Source organism: Aeromonas enterica, assembly GCF_054052465.1.
Window position 1 is genome coordinate 211,659 of record NZ_JBSTYL010000005.1, and the last position, 17,127, is coordinate 228,785.

Annotated in this window: 14 protein-coding genes; 10 read left to right on the forward strand and 4 right to left on the reverse strand. The window is 59.1% G+C overall.

Translation table 11 applies throughout. The features are described 5' to 3' along the window. The first annotated feature begins 16 nt into the window (after positions 1 to 16). The 10 genes from sdhC (at position 17) to ACW5XD_RS08400 (ending at position 11,417) form a co-directional block, all read left to right on the forward strand. Positions 17 to 406: a succinate dehydrogenase cytochrome b556 subunit gene (gene sdhC, locus ACW5XD_RS08355; protein ID WP_011705795.1), complete on the forward strand. Its 390-nt coding sequence runs from the start codon at positions 17 to 19 to the stop codon at positions 404 to 406. Further along, positions 400 to 744 (forward strand): succinate dehydrogenase, hydrophobic membrane anchor protein, encoded by a 345-nt coding sequence (gene sdhD / locus ACW5XD_RS08360; protein WP_456494481.1) that lies wholly within the window; start codon positions 400 to 402, stop codon positions 742 to 744. The genes sdhC and sdhD overlap by 7 nt, the downstream gene beginning before the upstream one ends. Position 745: 1 nt before the next feature. Then, positions 746 to 2,512 carry a succinate dehydrogenase flavoprotein subunit gene (sdhA, locus tag ACW5XD_RS08365; RefSeq protein WP_042035497.1) on the forward strand — a complete coding sequence of 589 codons (1,767 nt, stop codon included), beginning with the start codon at positions 746 to 748 and terminating at the stop codon, positions 2,510 to 2,512. A 134-nt stretch (positions 2,513 to 2,646) separates the two neighbouring features. Beyond that, positions 2,647 to 3,363: a succinate dehydrogenase iron-sulfur subunit gene (locus ACW5XD_RS08370; protein WP_043136189.1), complete on the forward strand. Its 717-nt coding sequence runs from the start codon at positions 2,647 to 2,649 to the stop codon at positions 3,361 to 3,363. A 122-nt stretch (positions 3,364 to 3,485) separates the two neighbouring features. Beyond that, positions 3,486 to 6,296, forward strand: a complete 2,811-nt coding sequence (gene sucA, locus ACW5XD_RS08375) for a 2-oxoglutarate dehydrogenase E1 component (protein WP_456494482.1) — start codon at positions 3,486 to 3,488, stop codon at positions 6,294 to 6,296. Positions 6,297 to 6,329: 33 nt separating this feature from the next. Next, positions 6,330 to 7,514 (forward strand): 2-oxoglutarate dehydrogenase complex dihydrolipoyllysine-residue succinyltransferase, encoded by a 1,185-nt coding sequence (gene odhB / locus ACW5XD_RS08380; protein ID WP_456494483.1) that lies wholly within the window; start codon positions 6,330 to 6,332, stop codon positions 7,512 to 7,514. A 121-nt stretch (positions 7,515 to 7,635) separates the two neighbouring features. Beyond that, positions 7,636 to 8,802 (forward strand): ADP-forming succinate--CoA ligase subunit beta, encoded by a 1,167-nt coding sequence (sucC, locus tag ACW5XD_RS08385; RefSeq protein ID WP_456494484.1) that lies wholly within the window; start codon positions 7,636 to 7,638, stop codon positions 8,800 to 8,802. Continuing rightward, complete coding sequence (gene sucD / locus ACW5XD_RS08390; RefSeq protein ID WP_288029863.1) at positions 8,802 to 9,674, forward strand: succinate--CoA ligase subunit alpha; 873 nt, start codon at positions 8,802 to 8,804, stop codon at positions 9,672 to 9,674. The genes sucC and sucD overlap by 1 nt, the downstream gene beginning before the upstream one ends. Before the next feature lie 180 nt (positions 9,675 to 9,854). Beyond that, positions 9,855 to 10,790, forward strand: coding sequence for a 5'-nucleotidase (locus ACW5XD_RS08395; protein WP_456494485.1), 936 nt, complete (start codon positions 9,855 to 9,857; stop codon positions 10,788 to 10,790). A 189-nt stretch (positions 10,791 to 10,979) separates the two neighbouring features. Further along, positions 10,980 to 11,417, forward strand: coding sequence for a YcgN family cysteine cluster protein (locus ACW5XD_RS08400; protein ID WP_456494529.1), 438 nt, complete (start codon positions 10,980 to 10,982; stop codon positions 11,415 to 11,417). Positions 11,418 to 11,563: 146 nt separating this feature from the next. Here the strand turns inward: ACW5XD_RS08400 and ACW5XD_RS08405 are convergent, their stop codons facing one another. From ACW5XD_RS08405 to ACW5XD_RS08420, 4 genes are all read right to left on the reverse strand, one after another. After that, positions 11,564 to 12,970, reverse strand: coding sequence for an FAD-dependent oxidoreductase (locus ACW5XD_RS08405; RefSeq protein WP_456494486.1), 1,407 nt, complete (start codon positions 12,968 to 12,970; stop codon positions 11,564 to 11,566). Between the two features lie 18 nt (positions 12,971 to 12,988). Next, positions 12,989 to 14,728, reverse strand: coding sequence for a putative 2-aminoethylphosphonate ABC transporter permease subunit (locus ACW5XD_RS08410; protein WP_456494487.1), 1,740 nt, complete (start codon positions 14,726 to 14,728; stop codon positions 12,989 to 12,991). Further along, positions 14,725 to 15,804: a putative 2-aminoethylphosphonate ABC transporter ATP-binding protein gene (locus tag ACW5XD_RS08415; RefSeq protein WP_456494488.1), complete on the reverse strand. Its 1,080-nt coding sequence runs from the start codon at positions 15,802 to 15,804 to the stop codon at positions 14,725 to 14,727. The genes ACW5XD_RS08410 and ACW5XD_RS08415 overlap by 4 nt, the downstream gene beginning before the upstream one ends. 208 nt (positions 15,805 to 16,012) lie before the next feature. Beyond that, the gene (locus tag ACW5XD_RS08420) at positions 16,013 to 17,032 is read right to left on the reverse strand and encodes a putative 2-aminoethylphosphonate ABC transporter substrate-binding protein (RefSeq protein WP_456494489.1); all 1,020 of its coding nucleotides are present in this window, start codon (positions 17,030 to 17,032) and stop codon (positions 16,013 to 16,015) included. Between the last annotated feature and the right edge of the window lie 95 nt (positions 17,033 to 17,127).

Consider the following 17,127-nt stretch of genomic DNA (forward strand, 5'->3'; position numbering starts at 1 on the left):
TGCTCAATGGAGCTGAGTGGGCAAAGCCGTGAAAAATAAACAGAGACCTGTAAACCTCGACCTACAGACGATCAGCTTTCCTGTCACCGCCATCGCTTCCATCTTGCATCGTGTCTCAGGGGTGATCACCTTTGTGGCGCTCTCTATCTTGCTGTGGATGCTTGGTACTTCACTCGCCTCTCCCGAAGGATTTGAAACCGTGGTGTCCATCATGGACAACTTCCTGGTCAAATTCGTGTTGTGGGGGATCCTGACTGCGCTGGCTTACCACATTGTGGGCGGTCTGCGTCATCTGGTCATGGACATGGGCTATTGGGAAGAGCTGGAATCCGGTAATCAGAGTGCCCGTGTGGCCTTCGTGATCACCGCGGTTTTGGCGGTATTGGCGGGGGTACTGGTATGGTAACCAATTCTGCAACCTTCGGGCGCAGCGGTGTTCATGATTACATCCTGATCCGCGCCACCGCCCTCATCATGACCTGTTATGTCCTCTATCTGGTTGGCTTTGTTGCGTTCAATGACATCAGCTACGAGGTGTGGACCGGCTTCTTCGCCAAAACCTTCACCAAGGTATTCACCCTGTTGACCCTGCTGTGCGTATTAATCCACGCCTGGATCGGTCTGTGGCAGGTACTGACTGACTATATCAAGCCGGTGGGGCTGCGCGGTGCGCTGCAATTTGCCCTGGTAGTGGTGCTGTTTGTCTATCTGATGACCGGCTTCGTTGTACTGTGGGGGGTGTAAGGTGACTATTCCAACTCGTGAATTTGATGCGGTCGTGATCGGTGCCGGTGGTGCCGGCATGCGCGCCGCGCTCTCGATTGCCCAGTCCGGCAAGAGCTGCGCTCTGTTGTCCAAGGTTTTCCCGACCCGTTCTCACACGGTTTCTGCCCAGGGCGGGATCACGGTTGCGCTGGGCAATGCCCACGACGACAACTGGCAATGGCACATGTATGACACCGTCAAAGGCTCCGATTATATCGGTGACCAGGAGGCGATTGAATACATGTGCAAGACTGGCCCCGAGGCCGTCTATGAATTGGAGAACATGGGCTTGCCCTTCTCCCGCTTCGACAACGGCTCCGTCTATCAGCGTCCGTTTGGCGGCCAGTCCAAGAATTTTGGTGGCGAGCAGGCGGCCCGTACTGCGGCTGCGGCCGACCGTACCGGTCACGCCTTGCTGCACACCCTCTATCAGCAGAACGTCAAGAACAAGACCACTGTCTTCTCCGAGTGGTATGCGCTGGATCTGGTGAAAAACCAGGACGGTCACATCGTTGGCTGTACCGCCATCGACATGGAGAGCGGCGAAGTCGTCTATTTCAAGGCCAAGGCAACCGTGCTGGCCACCGGCGGTGCCGGTCGCATCTATCAGTCCACCACCAACGCCCACATCAACACGGGTGACGGCGTCGGCATGGCGCTGCGCGCCGGCGTCGGCGTGCAGGACATGGAGTTCTGGCAATTCCACCCGACCGGCATCGCCGGGGCAGGGGTGCTGGTGACCGAAGGTTGTCGTGGTGAAGGCGGCTATCTGCTCAACAAGGACGGCGAGCGCTTCATGGAGCGTTACGCGCCGAACGCCAAGGACCTGGCCGGTCGCGATGTGGTGGCCCGTTCCATCATGATCGAGATCCGTGAAGGCCGCGGCTGTGACGGCCCCTGGGGTCCGCACATCAAGCTCAAACTGGATCACCTCGGCAAAGAGGTGCTGGAATCCCGCCTGCCGGGCATCTGCGAGCTCTCTCGCACCTTCGCCCACGTGGATCCGGTCAAGGAACCCATCCCTATCATCCCGACCTGCCACTACATGATGGGCGGCGTGCCGACCAACGTGAACGGTCAGTGCCTGACCCAAGATAAAGATGGCAACGACGTGCCGGTGGTCGGTCTGTTTGCGGTGGGCGAGATCGCCTGTGTTTCCGTGCACGGTGCCAACCGTCTGGGCGGCAACTCCCTGCTGGATCTGATCGTGTTTGGCCGCGCAGCGGGCATGCATCTGGTCAACACCCTGGGCGAGATGGAACATGGTCGCGAAGCGTCCGAGTCTGATCTGGCCGCCGCGCTGGCCCGTTTCAATCGCTGGGAAAACAACCGCGACGGGGAAGACCCGGTTCAGATCCGCAAGGATCTGCAGACCTGCATGCAGAACAACTTCTCCGTGTTCCGTGAAGGTGACGCCATGGCCGAAGGGCTGGCCGAGCTGAAACGCATCCGCGAGCGGCTGAAGAATGCCCGTCTGGACGACACCTCCAAGGAGTTCAACACCCAGCGCATCGAGTGCCTGGAGCTGGACAACCTGATGGAGACAGCGTTTGCCACTGCGGTGGCGGCCAACTTCCGTACCGAGAGTCGGGGTGCCCACAGCCGCTTCGATTTCCCGGATCGCGACGATGAGGGCTGGCTGTGCCATAGCCTCTATCACCCGGACACAGAGTCCATGACCCGTCGCGCTGTCAACATGTCTCCGAAAACCCGTGAGGCATTCCCACCCAAGGTCCGGACTTACTGACCGATGGTGGAGACAAGCACCATGAAGAGCAGACAGTCGGCTTATCGCAGCATTTGCCGGTCTGTGAAGAGGTGGGAGGCATTCCCATCTCTATTCTCCAAGGTGCGGACTTAACGATTGCGGAGCCAAACAACATGAACGTCACATTCTCTGTCTACAGATACAATCCGGATGTTGATAACGTCCCCTATATGAAGGAATATCGTCTTGATATTCCTGAAGGTTCCGACATGATGGTGCTCGATGCACTGATCCAGTTGAAAGAGCTGGATCCCACGCTCGCCTTCCGCCGCTCATGCCGCGAAGGAGTCTGTGGATCAGACGGTCTCAACATGAATGGCAAGAACGGTCTTGCCTGCATCACCCCGCTCTCCGATCTGCTGAAGAAGGGCAATAACGTCGTTATCCGCCCCTTGCCTGGCCTGCCGGTGATCCGCGATCTGGTGATCGACATGACCCAGTTCTACACCCAGTGGGAGAAGGTCAAGCCCTTCCTCATCAACGATGAGAAATTGCCGCCCGTGCGTGAGCACCTGCAATCCCCCGAAGAGCGCGCCAAGCTGGATGGCCTGTACGAGTGTATTCTCTGTGCCTGCTGCTCCACCTCTTGTCCCTCCTTCTGGTGGAACCCGGACAAGTTCATCGGCCCGGCCGGGCTGCTAGCCGCCTATCGCTGGCTGGCCGACAGCCGCGACACCGCCGCCAGCGAACGACTGGGTAACCTGGATGACGCCTTCAGCGTGTTCCGTTGCCACGGCATCATGAACTGCGTGAACGTCTGTCCCAAGGGCTTGAACCCGACCAAGGCCATCGGTCAGATCAAGTCGATGCTGCTCAATCGGGCTGTTTAGTATCAGGGCCAGGGCGTCACGCGCCAGGCCCGACCTCTGGATAGCCATCCGACCCTGTGGCTGGATGGCTATTTAAACCCTACAAGCTGCGCTGCAGTGAACAAGATGTACAAGGGATAGAAATGCATAACGGCGTGATGAAGGCCTGGTTGGAGTCATCTCACCTGGCTGGTGCGAATGCAAGCTATATTGAGGATTTGTACGAATCCTTCCTGGAAGACCCCGAATCCGTAGCCGACGAGTGGCGCAGCCTGTTTGAACAGCTGCCCCAGGTCAATGGTCATGCGGTTGAACAACCTCACTCCCGAGTCCGCGATTATTTCCGTCGTCTGGCCAAGGATCCCTCCCGTTACAGCGCCCCCGTGTCCGATCCGCAAGTGGATGCGAAACAGGTGCGCGTGCTGCAACTGATCAACGCCTTCCGCTTCCGTGGTCACCAGAATGCCAATCTGGATCCCCTTGGACTCTGGACCCGTGAAACCGTTGCCGAACTGGATCCTGCCTTCCACAACCTGCAGGGTGCCGACATGGAGGCCACCTTCAATGTGGGCTCCTACGCCATTGGTCGCGAGACCATGGTGCTCTCCGATCTCTACGCCTCGCTGAAGAAAACCTACTGCAGCAGCATAGGTGCTGATTACATGCACCTCACCTCCACCGAGGAGAAGCGCTGGCTGCAGGACAGACTCGAATCCATCGAGGCCAAGGGCAGCTACAGCATTGAGGAGAAGACCCGTTTCCTCGAGAGCCTGACCGCCGCCGAAGGACTGGAAAAGTACCTGGGAGCCAAGTTCCCCGGTGCCAAGCGTTTCTCCCTGGAAGGGGGCGATGCCATGGTGCCCATGCTGAAAGAGCTTATTCGCCGCGCCGGTGAGCAGGGCTGCAAAGAGGCCGTCATCGGCATGGCCCACCGTGGTCGCCTGAACGTGCTGATCAACGTGCTCGGCAAGCGTGCCCAGGAGCTGTTCGACGAGTTCGCCGGCAAGCACGGTGAATCCTGGGGCACAGGGGATGTGAAGTACCACATGGGCTTCTCCTCCGACTTCGCCACCCCGGGCGGCAACGTGCATCTGGCGCTGGCCTTCAACCCGTCCCACCTCGAAATTGTCAACCCCGTGGTCATCGGCTCGGTCCGTGCCCGTATGGACAGACGTGGTGACAAGGATGGCTCCAGCGTCCTGCCCATCACCATTCACGGTGACTCGGCCATTGCCGGGCAGGGCGTAGTCGCCGAGACCTTCAACATGTCCCAGACCCGTGCCTACGGCGTAGGCGGGACTGTGCGCATCGTCATCAACAACCAGGTGGGCTTCACCACCTCCAACATGCGTGACGTGCGCTCCACCGAATATTGCACCGACATCGCCAAGGCGGTGCAGGCCCCCGTGCTGCACGTCAACGGTGATGATCCGGAAGCCGTGGTGCTGGTAACCCAGATTGCACTGGATTACCGCAACACCTTCAAGCGCGACGTGGTGATCGAGCTGGTCTGCTACCGTCGTCACGGTCACAACGAGGCGGACGAGCCGAGTGCGACCCAGCCCTTGATGTACCAGAAGATCAAACAGCATCCGACCCCGCGCAAGATCTACGCCGATCAACTGGTGGCGGAAGGCAGCATCAGCCAGGAACTGGCCACGACCCAGGTCAATGACTATCGCGATGCTCTGGACAAGGGGGAGCGGGTGGTCAAGGAGTGGCGTCCGATGGAGCTGCACTCCGTCGACTGGACCCCGTACCTGGGCCACGACTGGGCCATGCACTATGACGCCAGCCTGGCGCTTGATGAACTCAAGTCACTGGGTGAACGGGTCAGTCAGTATCCGGCTGCCCATGTGTTGCAACGCCAGGTCGAGAAGATTTACGAAGACAGACGCACCATGGCCGCCGGTGACAAGCTGGTGGACTGGGGCTTTGCCGAGACCCTGGCCTACGCCACTCTGGTGGACAAGGGCTCCCGCATCCGCATCACGGGGCAGGACTCCGGCCGTGGCACCTTCTTCCACCGTCACGCCGTGCTGCACAACCAGAACGATGCCAGCACCTATACCCCGCTGTGCAACATTCATGACGAGCAAGGCCCGTTCGAAGTCTTCGACTCCGTCCTCTCCGAAGAGGCGGTACTGGCGTTTGAATACGGTTATGCCAGCGCCGAGCCGGCCGGCCTCACCATCTGGGAAGCCCAGTTTGGCGACTTCGCCAACGGCGCCCAGGTGGTGATCGACCAGTTCCTCTCCTCCGGCGAGCAGAAGTGGGGCCGCATGTGCGGTCTGACCATGCTGCTGCCGCACGGTTACGAGGGGCAGGGCCCGGAGCACTCCTCCGCCCGTCTGGAGCGTTATCTGCAGATGTGTGCCGAGCACAACATGCAGGTGTGCGTGCCCTCAAACCCGGCTCAGGTTTATCACATGCTGCGTCGCCAGGTGATCCGCCCGATGCGTCGCCCGCTTATCGTGATGTCGCCCAAATCCCTGCTGCGCCACCCGATGGCGGTGAGCAAGCTCGAGGATCTGGCGCAAGGCACCTTCCAGAATGCCATCGGCGAGATAGATGCGCTGGATCCGAAAGGGGTCAAGCGGGTGGTGTTCTGCTCCGGCAAGGTCTACTACGACCTGCTTGATGCCCGTCGCAAGGGCGAGCAGCAGGATGTGGCGCTGGTGCGGATCGAACAGCTCTATCCCTTCCCGGAAGCGGAAGTGCGCGCCATCCTCGCCGATTACGACCACGTCACCGATTTCGTCTGGTGTCAGGAAGAGCCGCAGAACCAGGGCGCCTGGTACTGCACCCGTCACCACTACGATGGTGTGCTGCCAAGCGGTGCCCGTCTGCGTTATGCCGGTCGTCCGGCCTCTGCCTCACCCGCCGTCGGTTATATGTCGGTCCACACCAAGCAGCAGAAAGCCCTGGTGGAAGACGCCCTTACTCTGGCCTAAGCCCTGAACAAGAAGTAACAAGGAACTGATTACATGACTATCGAGATCAAGGTACCGGACCTGCCGGAATCAGTGGCGGATGCCACCATCGCCACCTGGCACAAGAAACCGGGTGATCTGGTTGCCCGTGACGAAGTACTGGTTGACATCGAAACCGATAAAGTCGTGCTGGAAGTCCCCGCGCCGGAAGCCGGCGTCCTCGGCGACATCCTGCAAGCGGAAGGGGCGACCGTGTTGTCCCGCCAGCTGATCGCCATGCTCAAGCCGGCTCCCGTGGCCGGTGAAGAGACCAAGGAGAAGCCGGTGGAAGCGGTTGCCGACGACAGCGCCGATGGCCTGAGCCCCTCGGTACGCCGTCTGGTGGCCGAGCATGCCATCGACGTGACCAAGCTGACCGGCACCGGCAAGGGTGGTCGCATCAGCAAGGAAGATGTGGAAGCCTTCATCAAGGGTGGCAACAAGCCTGCCGCCGCACCGGTCGCTGCTGCCCCCGTGGCTGCGGTTGCGCCGCTGGTCGGTCGCACCGAGAAGCGTGTGCCCATGACCCGTCTGCGCAAGCGCATCGCCGAGCGTCTGCTGGAAGCCAAAAACACCACCGCCATGCTGACCACCTTCAACGAGATCAACATGGCGCCCATCATGAAGCTGCGCAAGCAGTACGGCGAGATCTTCGAGAAGAAGCACGGCATCAAGCTCGGCTTCATGTCCTTCTACGTGAAGGCGGTAGTGGAGTCCTTGAAGCGCTACCCGGAAGTGAACGCGGCGCTGGACGGTGACGACATCGTCTATCACAACTACTTCGACGTCAGCATCGCCGTCTCCACCCCGCGCGGGCTGGTGACGCCTGTGCTGCGCGATTGCGACAACATGAGCCTGGCCGACATCGAGAAGGCCATCAAGGATCTGGCGGGCAAGGGCCGCGACGGCAAGCTGACCGTGGATGAACTGACCGGCGGCAACTTCACCATCACCAACGGTGGCGTGTTCGGCTCCCTGATGTCCACCCCCATCATCAACCCGCCGCAAAGCGCCATCCTGGGGATGCACAAGATCCAGGACAGACCCATGGCGGTCGATGGCAAGGTCGAGATCCTGCCGATGATGTACCTGGCCCTCTCTTATGATCACCGCATTGTCGACGGTCGCGAGTCGGTGGGCTTCCTGGTCTCCATCAAGGAACTGCTGGAAGACCCGACTCGTCTGTTGCTGGATGTCTAGGCAATCAGCAGCATTCTGAGCGAATTAGAAAGATAACGAGGGGCCGCCCAGGCCCCCATTCACAGGGGATTGAGAAACACGAACCCCGGACGGAAATACCTACAACACGGATAGAGCATCTATGAATCTGCATGAATATCAGGCAAAAAAGCTGTTTGCCGAATATGGCCTGCCGGTCTCCGAAGGTTATGCCTGTGCTACCCCGCAGGAAGCGGCTGAAGCGGCCGACAAGATTGGCGGCAATACCTGGGTCGTCAAGTGCCAGGTCCACGCCGGTGGCCGCGGTAAAGCGGGCGGCGTCAAGCTGGCCAAGAGCAAGGACGAGATCCGCGCCTTTGCCCAGAACTGGCTCGGCAAGAACCTGGTGACCTATCAGACTGACGCCAACGGTCAGCCGGTCACCAAGATCCTGGTGGAATCCTGCACCGACATCGCCAAGGAGCTCTATCTGGGCGCCGTGGTCGATCGTGGCAGCCGTCGCGTGGTCTTCATGGCCTCTACCGAAGGTGGCGTGGATATCGAGAAGATCGCCCACGAAACCCCGGAACTCATTCACAAGGCCGCCATCGATCCGCTGGTGGGCCCGCAGGCCTATCAGGCGCGCGAGCTGGCCTTCAAGCTGGGTCTGGTCGGCGATCAGATCAAGCAGTTCACCAAGATCTTCTTAGGCTTGGGCCAGATGTTCCTGGATTGCGACTTTGCCCTGCTGGAAATCAACCCGCTGGTGATCACCGCCCAGGGCAACCTGCACTGCCTGGACGGCAAGATCAACATCGACGCCAACGCCCTCTATCGTCAGCCCAAGCTGCGCGAGATGCACGATCCGTCCCAGGATGATCCCCGCGAAGCGCATGCCGCCCAGTGGGAGCTGAACTATGTGGCGCTCGATGGCAACATTGGCTGCATGGTCAACGGTGCCGGTCTGGCTATGGGCACCATGGATATCGTCAACCTGCATGGCGGCTCACCTGCCAACTTCCTGGACGTCGGCGGCGGCGCCACCAAGGAGCGCGTGACCGAGGCCTTCAAGATCATCCTCTCCGACAGCAAGGTGCAGGCTGTACTGGTCAACATCTTCGGCGGTATAGTGCGTTGCGACATGATCGCGGAAGGCATTATCGGCGCCGTCAAGGAAGTGGGGGTCAAGGTGCCCGTAGTAGTGCGTCTGGAAGGCAACAATGCCGAACTGGGTGCCCGTAAACTGGCCGACAGTGGCCTCAATATCATCGCCGCAACGAGTCTGACTGACGCAGCTCAGCAAGTGGTTAAAGCAGCGGAGGCCAAATAATGAGCGTTCTGATCAACAAAGACACCAAGGTGATCTGCCAGGGCTTTACCGGCGGTCAGGGTACCTTCCACTCCGAACAGGCGATTGCCTACGGTACCCAGATGGTCGGCGGCGTGTCGCCAGGCAAGGGTGGTACCACCCACCTGGGCCTGCCGGTGTTCAATACCGTCCGTGACGCGGTCGAAGTGACCGGCGCCACTGCCTCCGTCATCTATGTGCCGGCCCCGTTCTGCAAGGACGCCATCCTGGAAGCCATCGATGCCGGCATCAAGCTCATCGTTACCATCACCGAAGGCATCCCGACTCTGGACATGCTGCAGGTCAAGGTGAAGCTGCAGGAAACTGGCGTGCGCATGATTGGTCCGAACTGCCCGGGCGTCATCACCCCGGGTGAGTGCAAGATCGGCATCATGCCGGGCCACATCCATAAGCCGGGCAAGGTGGGCATCGTTTCCCGCTCCGGCACTCTGACCTATGAAGCGGTCAAGCAGACCACGGACGAAGGCTTTGGCCAGTCCACCTGCGTCGGCATCGGTGGTGACCCGATCCCGGGTTCCAACTTCATCGACATTCTGGAGATGTTCCAGAACGATCCCAAGACCGAAGCCATCGTGATGATCGGCGAGATCGGCGGCAGCGCCGAGGAAGAGGCCGCAGCCTACATCAAGGCCCACGTCACCAAGCCGGTGGTCTCCTACATCGCGGGCGTCACCGCGCCGGCTGGCAAGCGCATGGGTCATGCGGGCGCCATCATCGCCGGTGGTAAAGGCACGGCAGCAGAGAAATTTGCCGCCCTGGAAGATGCCGGCGTGAAAACCGTGCGCTCCCTGGCCGATATCGGCAAGGCCCTGCGTGAAGTGACCGGCTGGTAATTCTTCAGCCGGTTATCTCTAATGAAGATGCCGCCCAATAGGGCGGCATTTTTATTACAAGAATTTTTTATAACCACCTAGAGGAAACCAATCATCTATGGCTTGATTCAAGTCAAGCATCAATGCAAGATTGATGTATTAAATCAGGATTCCATCTATCAAAAAATAGGAAGGTGAAACGTGCCATATGATTTGACGAAAAGATTAGTCGTTGGCCTGTCTTCTAGTGCGCTGTTTGATCTTCAGGAATCTGATGAGATATTTCGGACAAAAGGGGAGGAGTCTTACAGAGAATATCAACGGGAAAAGCAAGATGAACCATTGAGCAAAGGTGTTGCATTTCCTTTTGTTCGTCGCTTGCTTAAGCTAAATACGCTATGCCCACAAGACCCTTTAGTGGAAGTCATATTGCTTTCCCGAAATGATTCAGACACGGGGCTTAGGGTAATGAACTCGATTGAGCATTACGGGCTTGGTATTACTAGAGCTGTATTCCTACAAGGTAGATCACCTTACATATACATTCCTGCATTTGATATCGAATTGTTTTTATCTGCTAATTATCAAGATGTTCGACAAGCAGTGCTTGCCGGATATCCAGCGGGTCAAATTTTGAGTGGTGATATCAAAGATGATACTGAAGACCTAGAACTTAGAGTGGCATTCGACTTTGATGGAGTTATTGCGGATGATGAAGCAGAGGGGATTTATAAAAGTTCAGGGCAGTTAGCTGATTTTCACTCTCATGAATCCGAACTGGTTGATGTGCCGCATAATCCTGGCCCTCTTAAAAATTTTCTGCAGCGTATATCAGACATACAAAAACTTGAATCTGACAAGAGGAAAGAAGATTCAAGCTACTTGCCGATGCTTAAGGTATCAATCGTGACAGCGAGAAATGCACCATCTCATAAGCGCGTTATTAATACAATGCGGTCTTGGGGGATTTCTGTAAATGAAGCATTCTTTATGGGCGGGGTCGAAAAATCAAAAGTATTAAATATATTAAGGCCACACATGTTTTTCGATGATCAAAGATTGCATTTACAGTCATCATCTATCTTACCGTCTGTACATATTCCGTTTGGTATTGCAAATACAGACTTGGCCATTTAATAGAATCTAGTATCTTGGGTGTTGCAGGTTCTGCCGCTATCTACCGTGGGGTAGGTTGGCGCAGAAAGTTGCAAAGCCCAACGTTTGCCGTAGATAGTCGCCAACCTTGAAAAATCGGGCCATAAGGCGTATAACCACGCGCCTTACTGGTCTATTTAGCGAGCCCCTTTCATGCAGCAAGTCGAGAAAATGCAGCCAACTCCTTTTTGGCAGGAAAAGAGCCTGCAACAGATGACCATGACCGAGTGGGAATCCCTGTGCGACGGCTGCGGCAAGTGCTGCCTGAACAAGCTCATTGACGAGGATACCGACGAACTGGTGTTCACCAATGTGGCCTGCGATCTGCTCAACACCAAGACCTGCCAGTGCTCCGATTACGGCAACCGCTTTCAAAAAGAGCCCGATTGCCTGCAGATCACTTTCGACAAGATTGCCGAGTATGACTGGCTGCCCTCGACCTGTGCCTACCGGTTGCTGGCCGAGGGGCAGACCCTGCCCGAATGGCATCCGCTGATCACCGGCAGCCGCAGTGCCATGCATCAGGCCGGTCAGTCGGTGCGCGGCAAGGTGGTCCACGAAGCCCACGCCGGCGACTGGATCGATCACATCATTACCTGGGCGAGCTAAATTCAGGCCAGCTAAATACTGGCGATGTATATCCGGGCCACTTAAGCCCGGCACGCAGTGGCCAGAACATGGCGGCGCGGGAAAATGAAGGGGCAGGGGAGTCACACTCTCCTGCCCCTTCTGCGTACTGGCGTGCCGGGCGGCCTCTATTTGTCGGCCTTGCCCGCCGCGTTCGCCAGACTGGCCAGCCGTTTGTCATACCAGGGCACAGGGCGCCCTTCATCCTCCGCTCGCTCCTTGCGCCGGATGGCACCCCGCACCGCCATGGCTCCCAGCCAGCGAAACGGCTCGGGCGGAAAATAACCCCGTGGGCCGCTCACCAGCGCGCATTCACGCCACGGCTTGTCCTCTTCCCGCACCTTATCTCTTACCAAAGCCGCCAGGATCTGGCCGCCCATCCAGCTCTGCGCCACCCCGTTGCCGGAATAGCCGAGGCCATAGACAATATTGGGTTGTTCGCGCCAGTGGCCGAAGAACGGAAGCCCATCCACCGAGCGATCGGAGGCGCCGCACCAGCTGGCGGCGACGGGTACATCCTTGAGGGCCGGAAAGAAGCGGCGCAGGGTGCGGGTAAGGTGGGCAAGATAGCGGCTCGGCTCATTGAACTGTGCCAGATGGCGGTTGGCAAAGGCGAAGGTGTTGCCTCCCTTGCCCAGCATCAGCCGCCCTTGCGGGGTAGAGCGGTAGTAGTGCACGAAGGTGCGGCCATCCACTACGCTGCGACCGTGATCCAGCTGCTGAGCCGCCAGCGCCTGTGGCGCCGGGTCTGTGATCACCATGTCGGAGGAGACCAGCACTATACTGCGGCGAAACTCGCGAAAGTGTGCCGTCATGGCGCTGTTGAGGGCCAGCACCACCTTGCGGGCACGGATCTCGGCTTGTGGGGTATAAACTCGGGCTGGCTGGCCTGCCTCGAGGCGCTGCATGGGGGAGCTTTCATACACCTCGATGCCCAGCTCGCGTGCCACCCGCAGCAGCCCACGTACCAAGAGCGCCGGTTGCACCGAACCTGCGTGGGGGCTGTAGAGCCCCTCCAGATGGACGTGGGAGCTACATTGGCTGGCCAGCTCCTCGTCTGCAATCGCGTTCCACTGGTTAAGACAGGCCCGGGTCAGCTCATCCAGCACCGGGGTCATCAGACCGCGCTGGGTCTCGCTGGTGGCGGTGTAGCAGGTGCCCTCGACTCTCAGCTCCGCTTCTATTCGGTGTGCTTCGCAGAAGCGGGCGATCTCGTGCACCGCCTGCTCGGAAGTTCGCACCAGCCTGGCGGCCTGCGCTTCGCCAAACAGTCGCTTTAACGTCAAATACTTGGCTGACCAGGTGAGCAGGCAGCCGCCATTTCGCCCCGAGGCGCCACTGCCACACAGATCTTTTTCCAGTATCAGGATGCGAAGGTGTGGCTCGGTCAGTTTGAGCTGGATGGCGCTCCACAGCCCGGTAAAGCCACCGCCAACGATGCAGATATCAACCTCGTGCTGGCCGTGAAGGGGCGTGGGGGGCTCGGGCTGTTCGGCGGCCAGGGCTTCGGCCAGCCAGAAGGGGTAAGCGGGCATGATGACTCCTCGATAAGGTTAGTGCTGGCGCCAGCGCTGGGTGCGATCCAGCAGGGTGCGGCTCAGCCAGACCTGCACCAGCTTGACGGTGGCGGCGGCCAGCAGGATCAGGGTGGCCATGGCGGCGGCAGCAGCGGTGTCGCCGGAATCTTCCATGTTGAGCACGGCGATGGAGGCGAGCACGCTGTCGCTGGAATAGAGGAAGATCACCGCCGAGGTGGTGGTCATGGCGTTGACGAACAGATAGATGAAGATCTCCAGCAGGGCAGGCAAGGAGGCTGGCAGGGTCACTCGCCAAAAGGCCTTCCAGAGCGGGATGCGAAGAGAGGTGGCTACCAGTTCCAGCTCTTTGGGCAACTGCTTAAGGCTGGTCAAGGCCGTCATATGGCCCACGGTGTAATAGTGGATGATGCAGGAGAGCACCATCAGCGGCAGGGTGCCATAGAGGCTGCCGAGCAGGCCGCCAGCGCCATTGAAGAAGAAGATGTAGCCGAGCCCAAGCACCATACCCGGTACCGCCAGCGATAGCATGGCCAGCAGGTGCATCAGTTGGCGAAGCCACGCGAAGTGGCGCCCCTTCTCCTGTGCCCAGGCCAGCACCATGATCAGGGCTGTGCCGGTCACGGCGGTGAGAAAACCGAGTTGGAGGGTATTGATGAAGGGTTGCCAGCCATAGACGCTGTTGTTGTCAAAGGCGTAGTGATCGAGGGTCAGGTCAAGGTTGTAGGGCCAGAATTGCACCAGAGAGCCGTAGACCGCCATTCCCACCAGGGCCAGAAACAGCAGGGCCCAGAGGGTACACCAGCCGAGTGCCAGCAGATCTCGTATCCGATGGGGGGCGGGCTGATAGGGGACGGCGCGGGTGCTGTTCTGCTCCTGCATCTTGCTGCGTACCCTGTGCTCCAGCGCAAAGCTCAGCAGGGCCGGCAGCAGCAGGGTGACGCTGGCTACGGCTCCCAGAGAGAAGTTCTGCATCCCGATCACCTGGCGATAGATGTCGGTGGCCAGCACGCTGTATTGGCCGCCGATCACTTTGGCCACCCCGAAATCGCAGATGGTGAGCGTAAAGACGGCGATAGCGGCGCTGAGCAAGCCATAACGCACGGTGGGCAGGGTAACCGTGAGAAAGGTACGCCAGCCGCTGCTGCCAAGTACTCGAGCCGCTTCATAGAGGCGGGCATCGCTGTGGCCGAGCGCCGTGATAAGGATCATCAGGGCGTGGGGAAAACACCAGAAGCCGAGGCCGATGACGATGCCGATGGGACCATAGATGCTCTCACCGCCGAGCAACCCCTTGGCGATGCCTTGATTGCCAAACCAGTAAACCAGACTGATGGCGGGCAGCAGGGAGGGCATCAGCAAGGGTACAAGGCCGATGAGGCGAAACAGGTTTTTGCCTGGCATGCAGGTGCGGGTGAGGGCATAGGCATAGCCAAAGGCGATGGTCACCACCAGTGTGGTGATCAGTACCCCGAGCACAAGGGTATTACCGAGGGTGCGGCCCAGATGAGGGGAGTCGATATAGGCCTTGAAATTGGCCAGCCCTACCCAGAGACCGCTCTCATCCTGCAGGCTTTTTTGCAGCATGGTGAGCAGCGGCAGCAAGAGGCCGCCAATCAGCAGGGTTATGCCGAGCAGGAGCAGCACGAGCAGGAGCAACTGATCGCGGCTCCAGCCGGTGCGCAGTCGCTGCCAGAGGGAGTAGCGGGGGAGAGCGTCTTGCCCCGTCAAGGCTTGGATTACGGGATAAGGGGTCATGCACTCTCCTCCTCAAATAGCTGCATTGCGTCGGCGGGCCAGTGCAGGGAGCAGTGCATGCCGCTGCGCCAGGCTCCGGTTTCGTGATGCGGCATGTCATGGGTGGAGCGCTCTACCAATACTTGCTGTGGCCCGAGATAGGTCTCGGCGGTACAGATCAGCCGCTGGGCGGCGCCAAGAAACTCCACTTGTTCGATCTTGGCCTGCAGGCCTTGCCCACCCGAGGCTGTGATAGCAATGGCCTCGGGGCGGATGGCCACCTGCAACTTGCTGCCAGCGCTCGCCTGGTTGGTGAGCGACAGGGGTTGTTCATTGAGACGTACCTGATGAGGGCCGAGCACCAGCGTATCGAGGAAATTCATGGTGCCAACGAAGCTTGCGACGAAGCGGCTTGCTGGCTGGTGGTAGATCTGCTGCGGTGTGCCGACCTGGATGATGCGGCCACTTTCCATCACCACGATGCGATCTGCCATGGTCAGGGCTTCTTCCTGATCGTGGGTCACCATGATGGTGGTGATGCCAAGGCGCTGTTGCAGAGCGCGTATCTCACTGCGCAGATGAGTACGCACCAGGGCATCCAGCGCGCTCAGCGGCTCATCGAGCAGCAGCAGGCCGGGGGAGAGGGCCAGCGCCCTTGCCAGGGCGACCCGCTGTTGCTGGCCGCCGGAGATCTGGCTTGGATATTTGTGGGACTGGTCCGAGAGGCCGATCAACATCAACCAGCGATCAACCTGCTCCTTGATGGCATCGCGTGCCAGCCCCTGATTTTCGAGGCCGAATGCGATGTTCTGGGTCACCGTCAGGTTGGGAAAGAGCGCATAGGATTGAAATACGATGCCAAAGTCGCGCTCCTGTGGCGGCAACAGGGAGATATTGCGCCCCCCTTGCCAGATCTGGCCGCTGTCCGGCAGATCGAGGCCGGCGATGGCTCGCAGCAGGGTGGTCTTGCCACAGCCAGAGGGACCTAGAAAGCAGATAAACTCCCCCTGCTCAATGGTTAAAGAGATCCCCTTGAGTGCCTGGAATGCACCGAACTGCTTGTTGAGATGTTGAATGTCCAGATAGGGCTGGGTCATGGTTCGACTCGCTACTGATTTGGTATATACCAGAATGCCCGTCAGGTGTGACTGTTCCATGACTGTCAGATGACAGAGCGGTGACAGCGGAATGACGAGGAACGCCGGGCAGGATGCGCTTGGAGGTCCAGCCAGGCTGGCAAGAAAAAGATCGAAGGCCAACGAGCGCTGGCCTTCGGTGGTGATTAACCGGAATGGATCCGCGTAGTTACTGTTTGGCTTCCGATTTGCCGTCGAAGCTCGCGTTCCATTGGGTCAAGATGGCGTTGCGCTCGCGTGCCGCCCAGCCGAAGTCATTTTTGATCATCTGACCGTTAATGTCGGCCGGATAGCCAGCTCTTGGCTTGGCGACATCCGGGATGGCGACCACCGCAAAGGATTTGTTGTAGAGGGCATTCGCCTGTTTGGTGGCGGCAAAGTCGAGCAGTTGTTTGGCCGCGTCCAGTTTGGCGGTGCCCTTGATGATGGCGGCGGCTTCCATATCCCAGCCAGAGCCTTCGCTCGGGAACACCACCTCGATGGGAGCGCCCTTGGCTTTGAGGCTGGTGGCCGGGAAGTCAAAGGAGATACCTATCACTGTCTCGCCGCTGGCGGCCAGCTTGCAAGGTGCCGAGCCGGAGTGAGTGTAGCGGTCGATGTTCTGGTGCAGCCCGTTCATGAATTGCCAGCCCTGCTGCTCGCCCATGGTTTGCAGCCAGCCGGCGACGCTCAGGTAGCCGGTACCGGACGAGCTGGGGTTGGGCATGATGACCTTGCCCTTGTAGATGGGCTTGGTGAGGTCGGCCCAGCTTTGCGGTACCGGGATCCCCTGTTTCTCGGCTTCGACCTTGTTGAAACAGATGGCGCTGAAGAAGGCGTCCAGACCAATCCAGTGTGGCTCGGCCTTGCTGTCGCGAAAACGGCTGTCAAGATTCTCCAGTCCCTTGGGGGCGTAGCCGGTCAGCATCTGCTGCTGGTCGAGTTGCATCAGGCTGGTGGCTGCCAACCCCCACACCACGTCAGCCTTGGGCTGGGCCTTCTCGGCCATCAGCCTGGCGGTAACCACGCCGGTGGAGTCGCGCACCCACTTGATATTGATATCCGGGTACTGGCGCTCGAAGGCTGTTTTCAGCTCGCCGAGCTGCTCCGGTTCGAAGGCGGTATAGACGGTGAGATCGGTTGCGGCCAGTGCCGGGGCTGTCATGGCGGCCAGTACGACTGTGGTCAGCAAGGGGGTTCCCTGTTTCATCCTCTTCTCCATCAAAGTTGGTATAAGCCAGATTGGTCGAACAAGAGGCTAGGGGATTTTTATGACGTTCAGGTGACGGCCACGTGACGTTTTGC

Coding starts and splice junctions, on each gene's coding strand:
- ACW5XD_RS08415 (WP_456494488.1), bottom strand. CDS start 15,804: ATGACCCAGCCCTATCTGGACATTCAACATCTCAACAAGCAGTTCGGT.
- ACW5XD_RS08370 (WP_043136189.1), top strand. CDS start 2,647: ATGAACGTCACATTCTCTGTCTACAGATACAATCCGGATGTTGATAAC.
- ACW5XD_RS08400 (WP_456494529.1), top strand. CDS start 10,980: ATGCAGCCAACTCCTTTTTGGCAGGAAAAGAGCCTGCAACAGATGACC.
- sdhD (WP_456494481.1), top strand. CDS start 400: ATGGTAACCAATTCTGCAACCTTCGGGCGCAGCGGTGTTCATGATTAC.
- ACW5XD_RS08405 (WP_456494486.1), bottom strand. CDS start 12,970: ATGCCCGCTTACCCCTTCTGGCTGGCCGAAGCCCTGGCCGCCGAACAG.
- ACW5XD_RS08420 (WP_456494489.1), bottom strand. CDS start 17,032: ATGAAACAGGGAACCCCCTTGCTGACCACAGTCGTACTGGCCGCCATG.
- sucD (WP_288029863.1), top strand. CDS start 8,802: ATGAGCGTTCTGATCAACAAAGACACCAAGGTGATCTGCCAGGGCTTT.
- ACW5XD_RS08410 (WP_456494487.1), bottom strand. CDS start 14,728: ATGACCCCTTATCCCGTAATCCAAGCCTTGACGGGGCAAGACGCTCTC.
- sucC (WP_456494484.1), top strand. CDS start 7,636: ATGAATCTGCATGAATATCAGGCAAAAAAGCTGTTTGCCGAATATGGC.
- odhB (WP_456494483.1), top strand. CDS start 6,330: ATGACTATCGAGATCAAGGTACCGGACCTGCCGGAATCAGTGGCGGAT.
- sucA (WP_456494482.1), top strand. CDS start 3,486: ATGCATAACGGCGTGATGAAGGCCTGGTTGGAGTCATCTCACCTGGCT.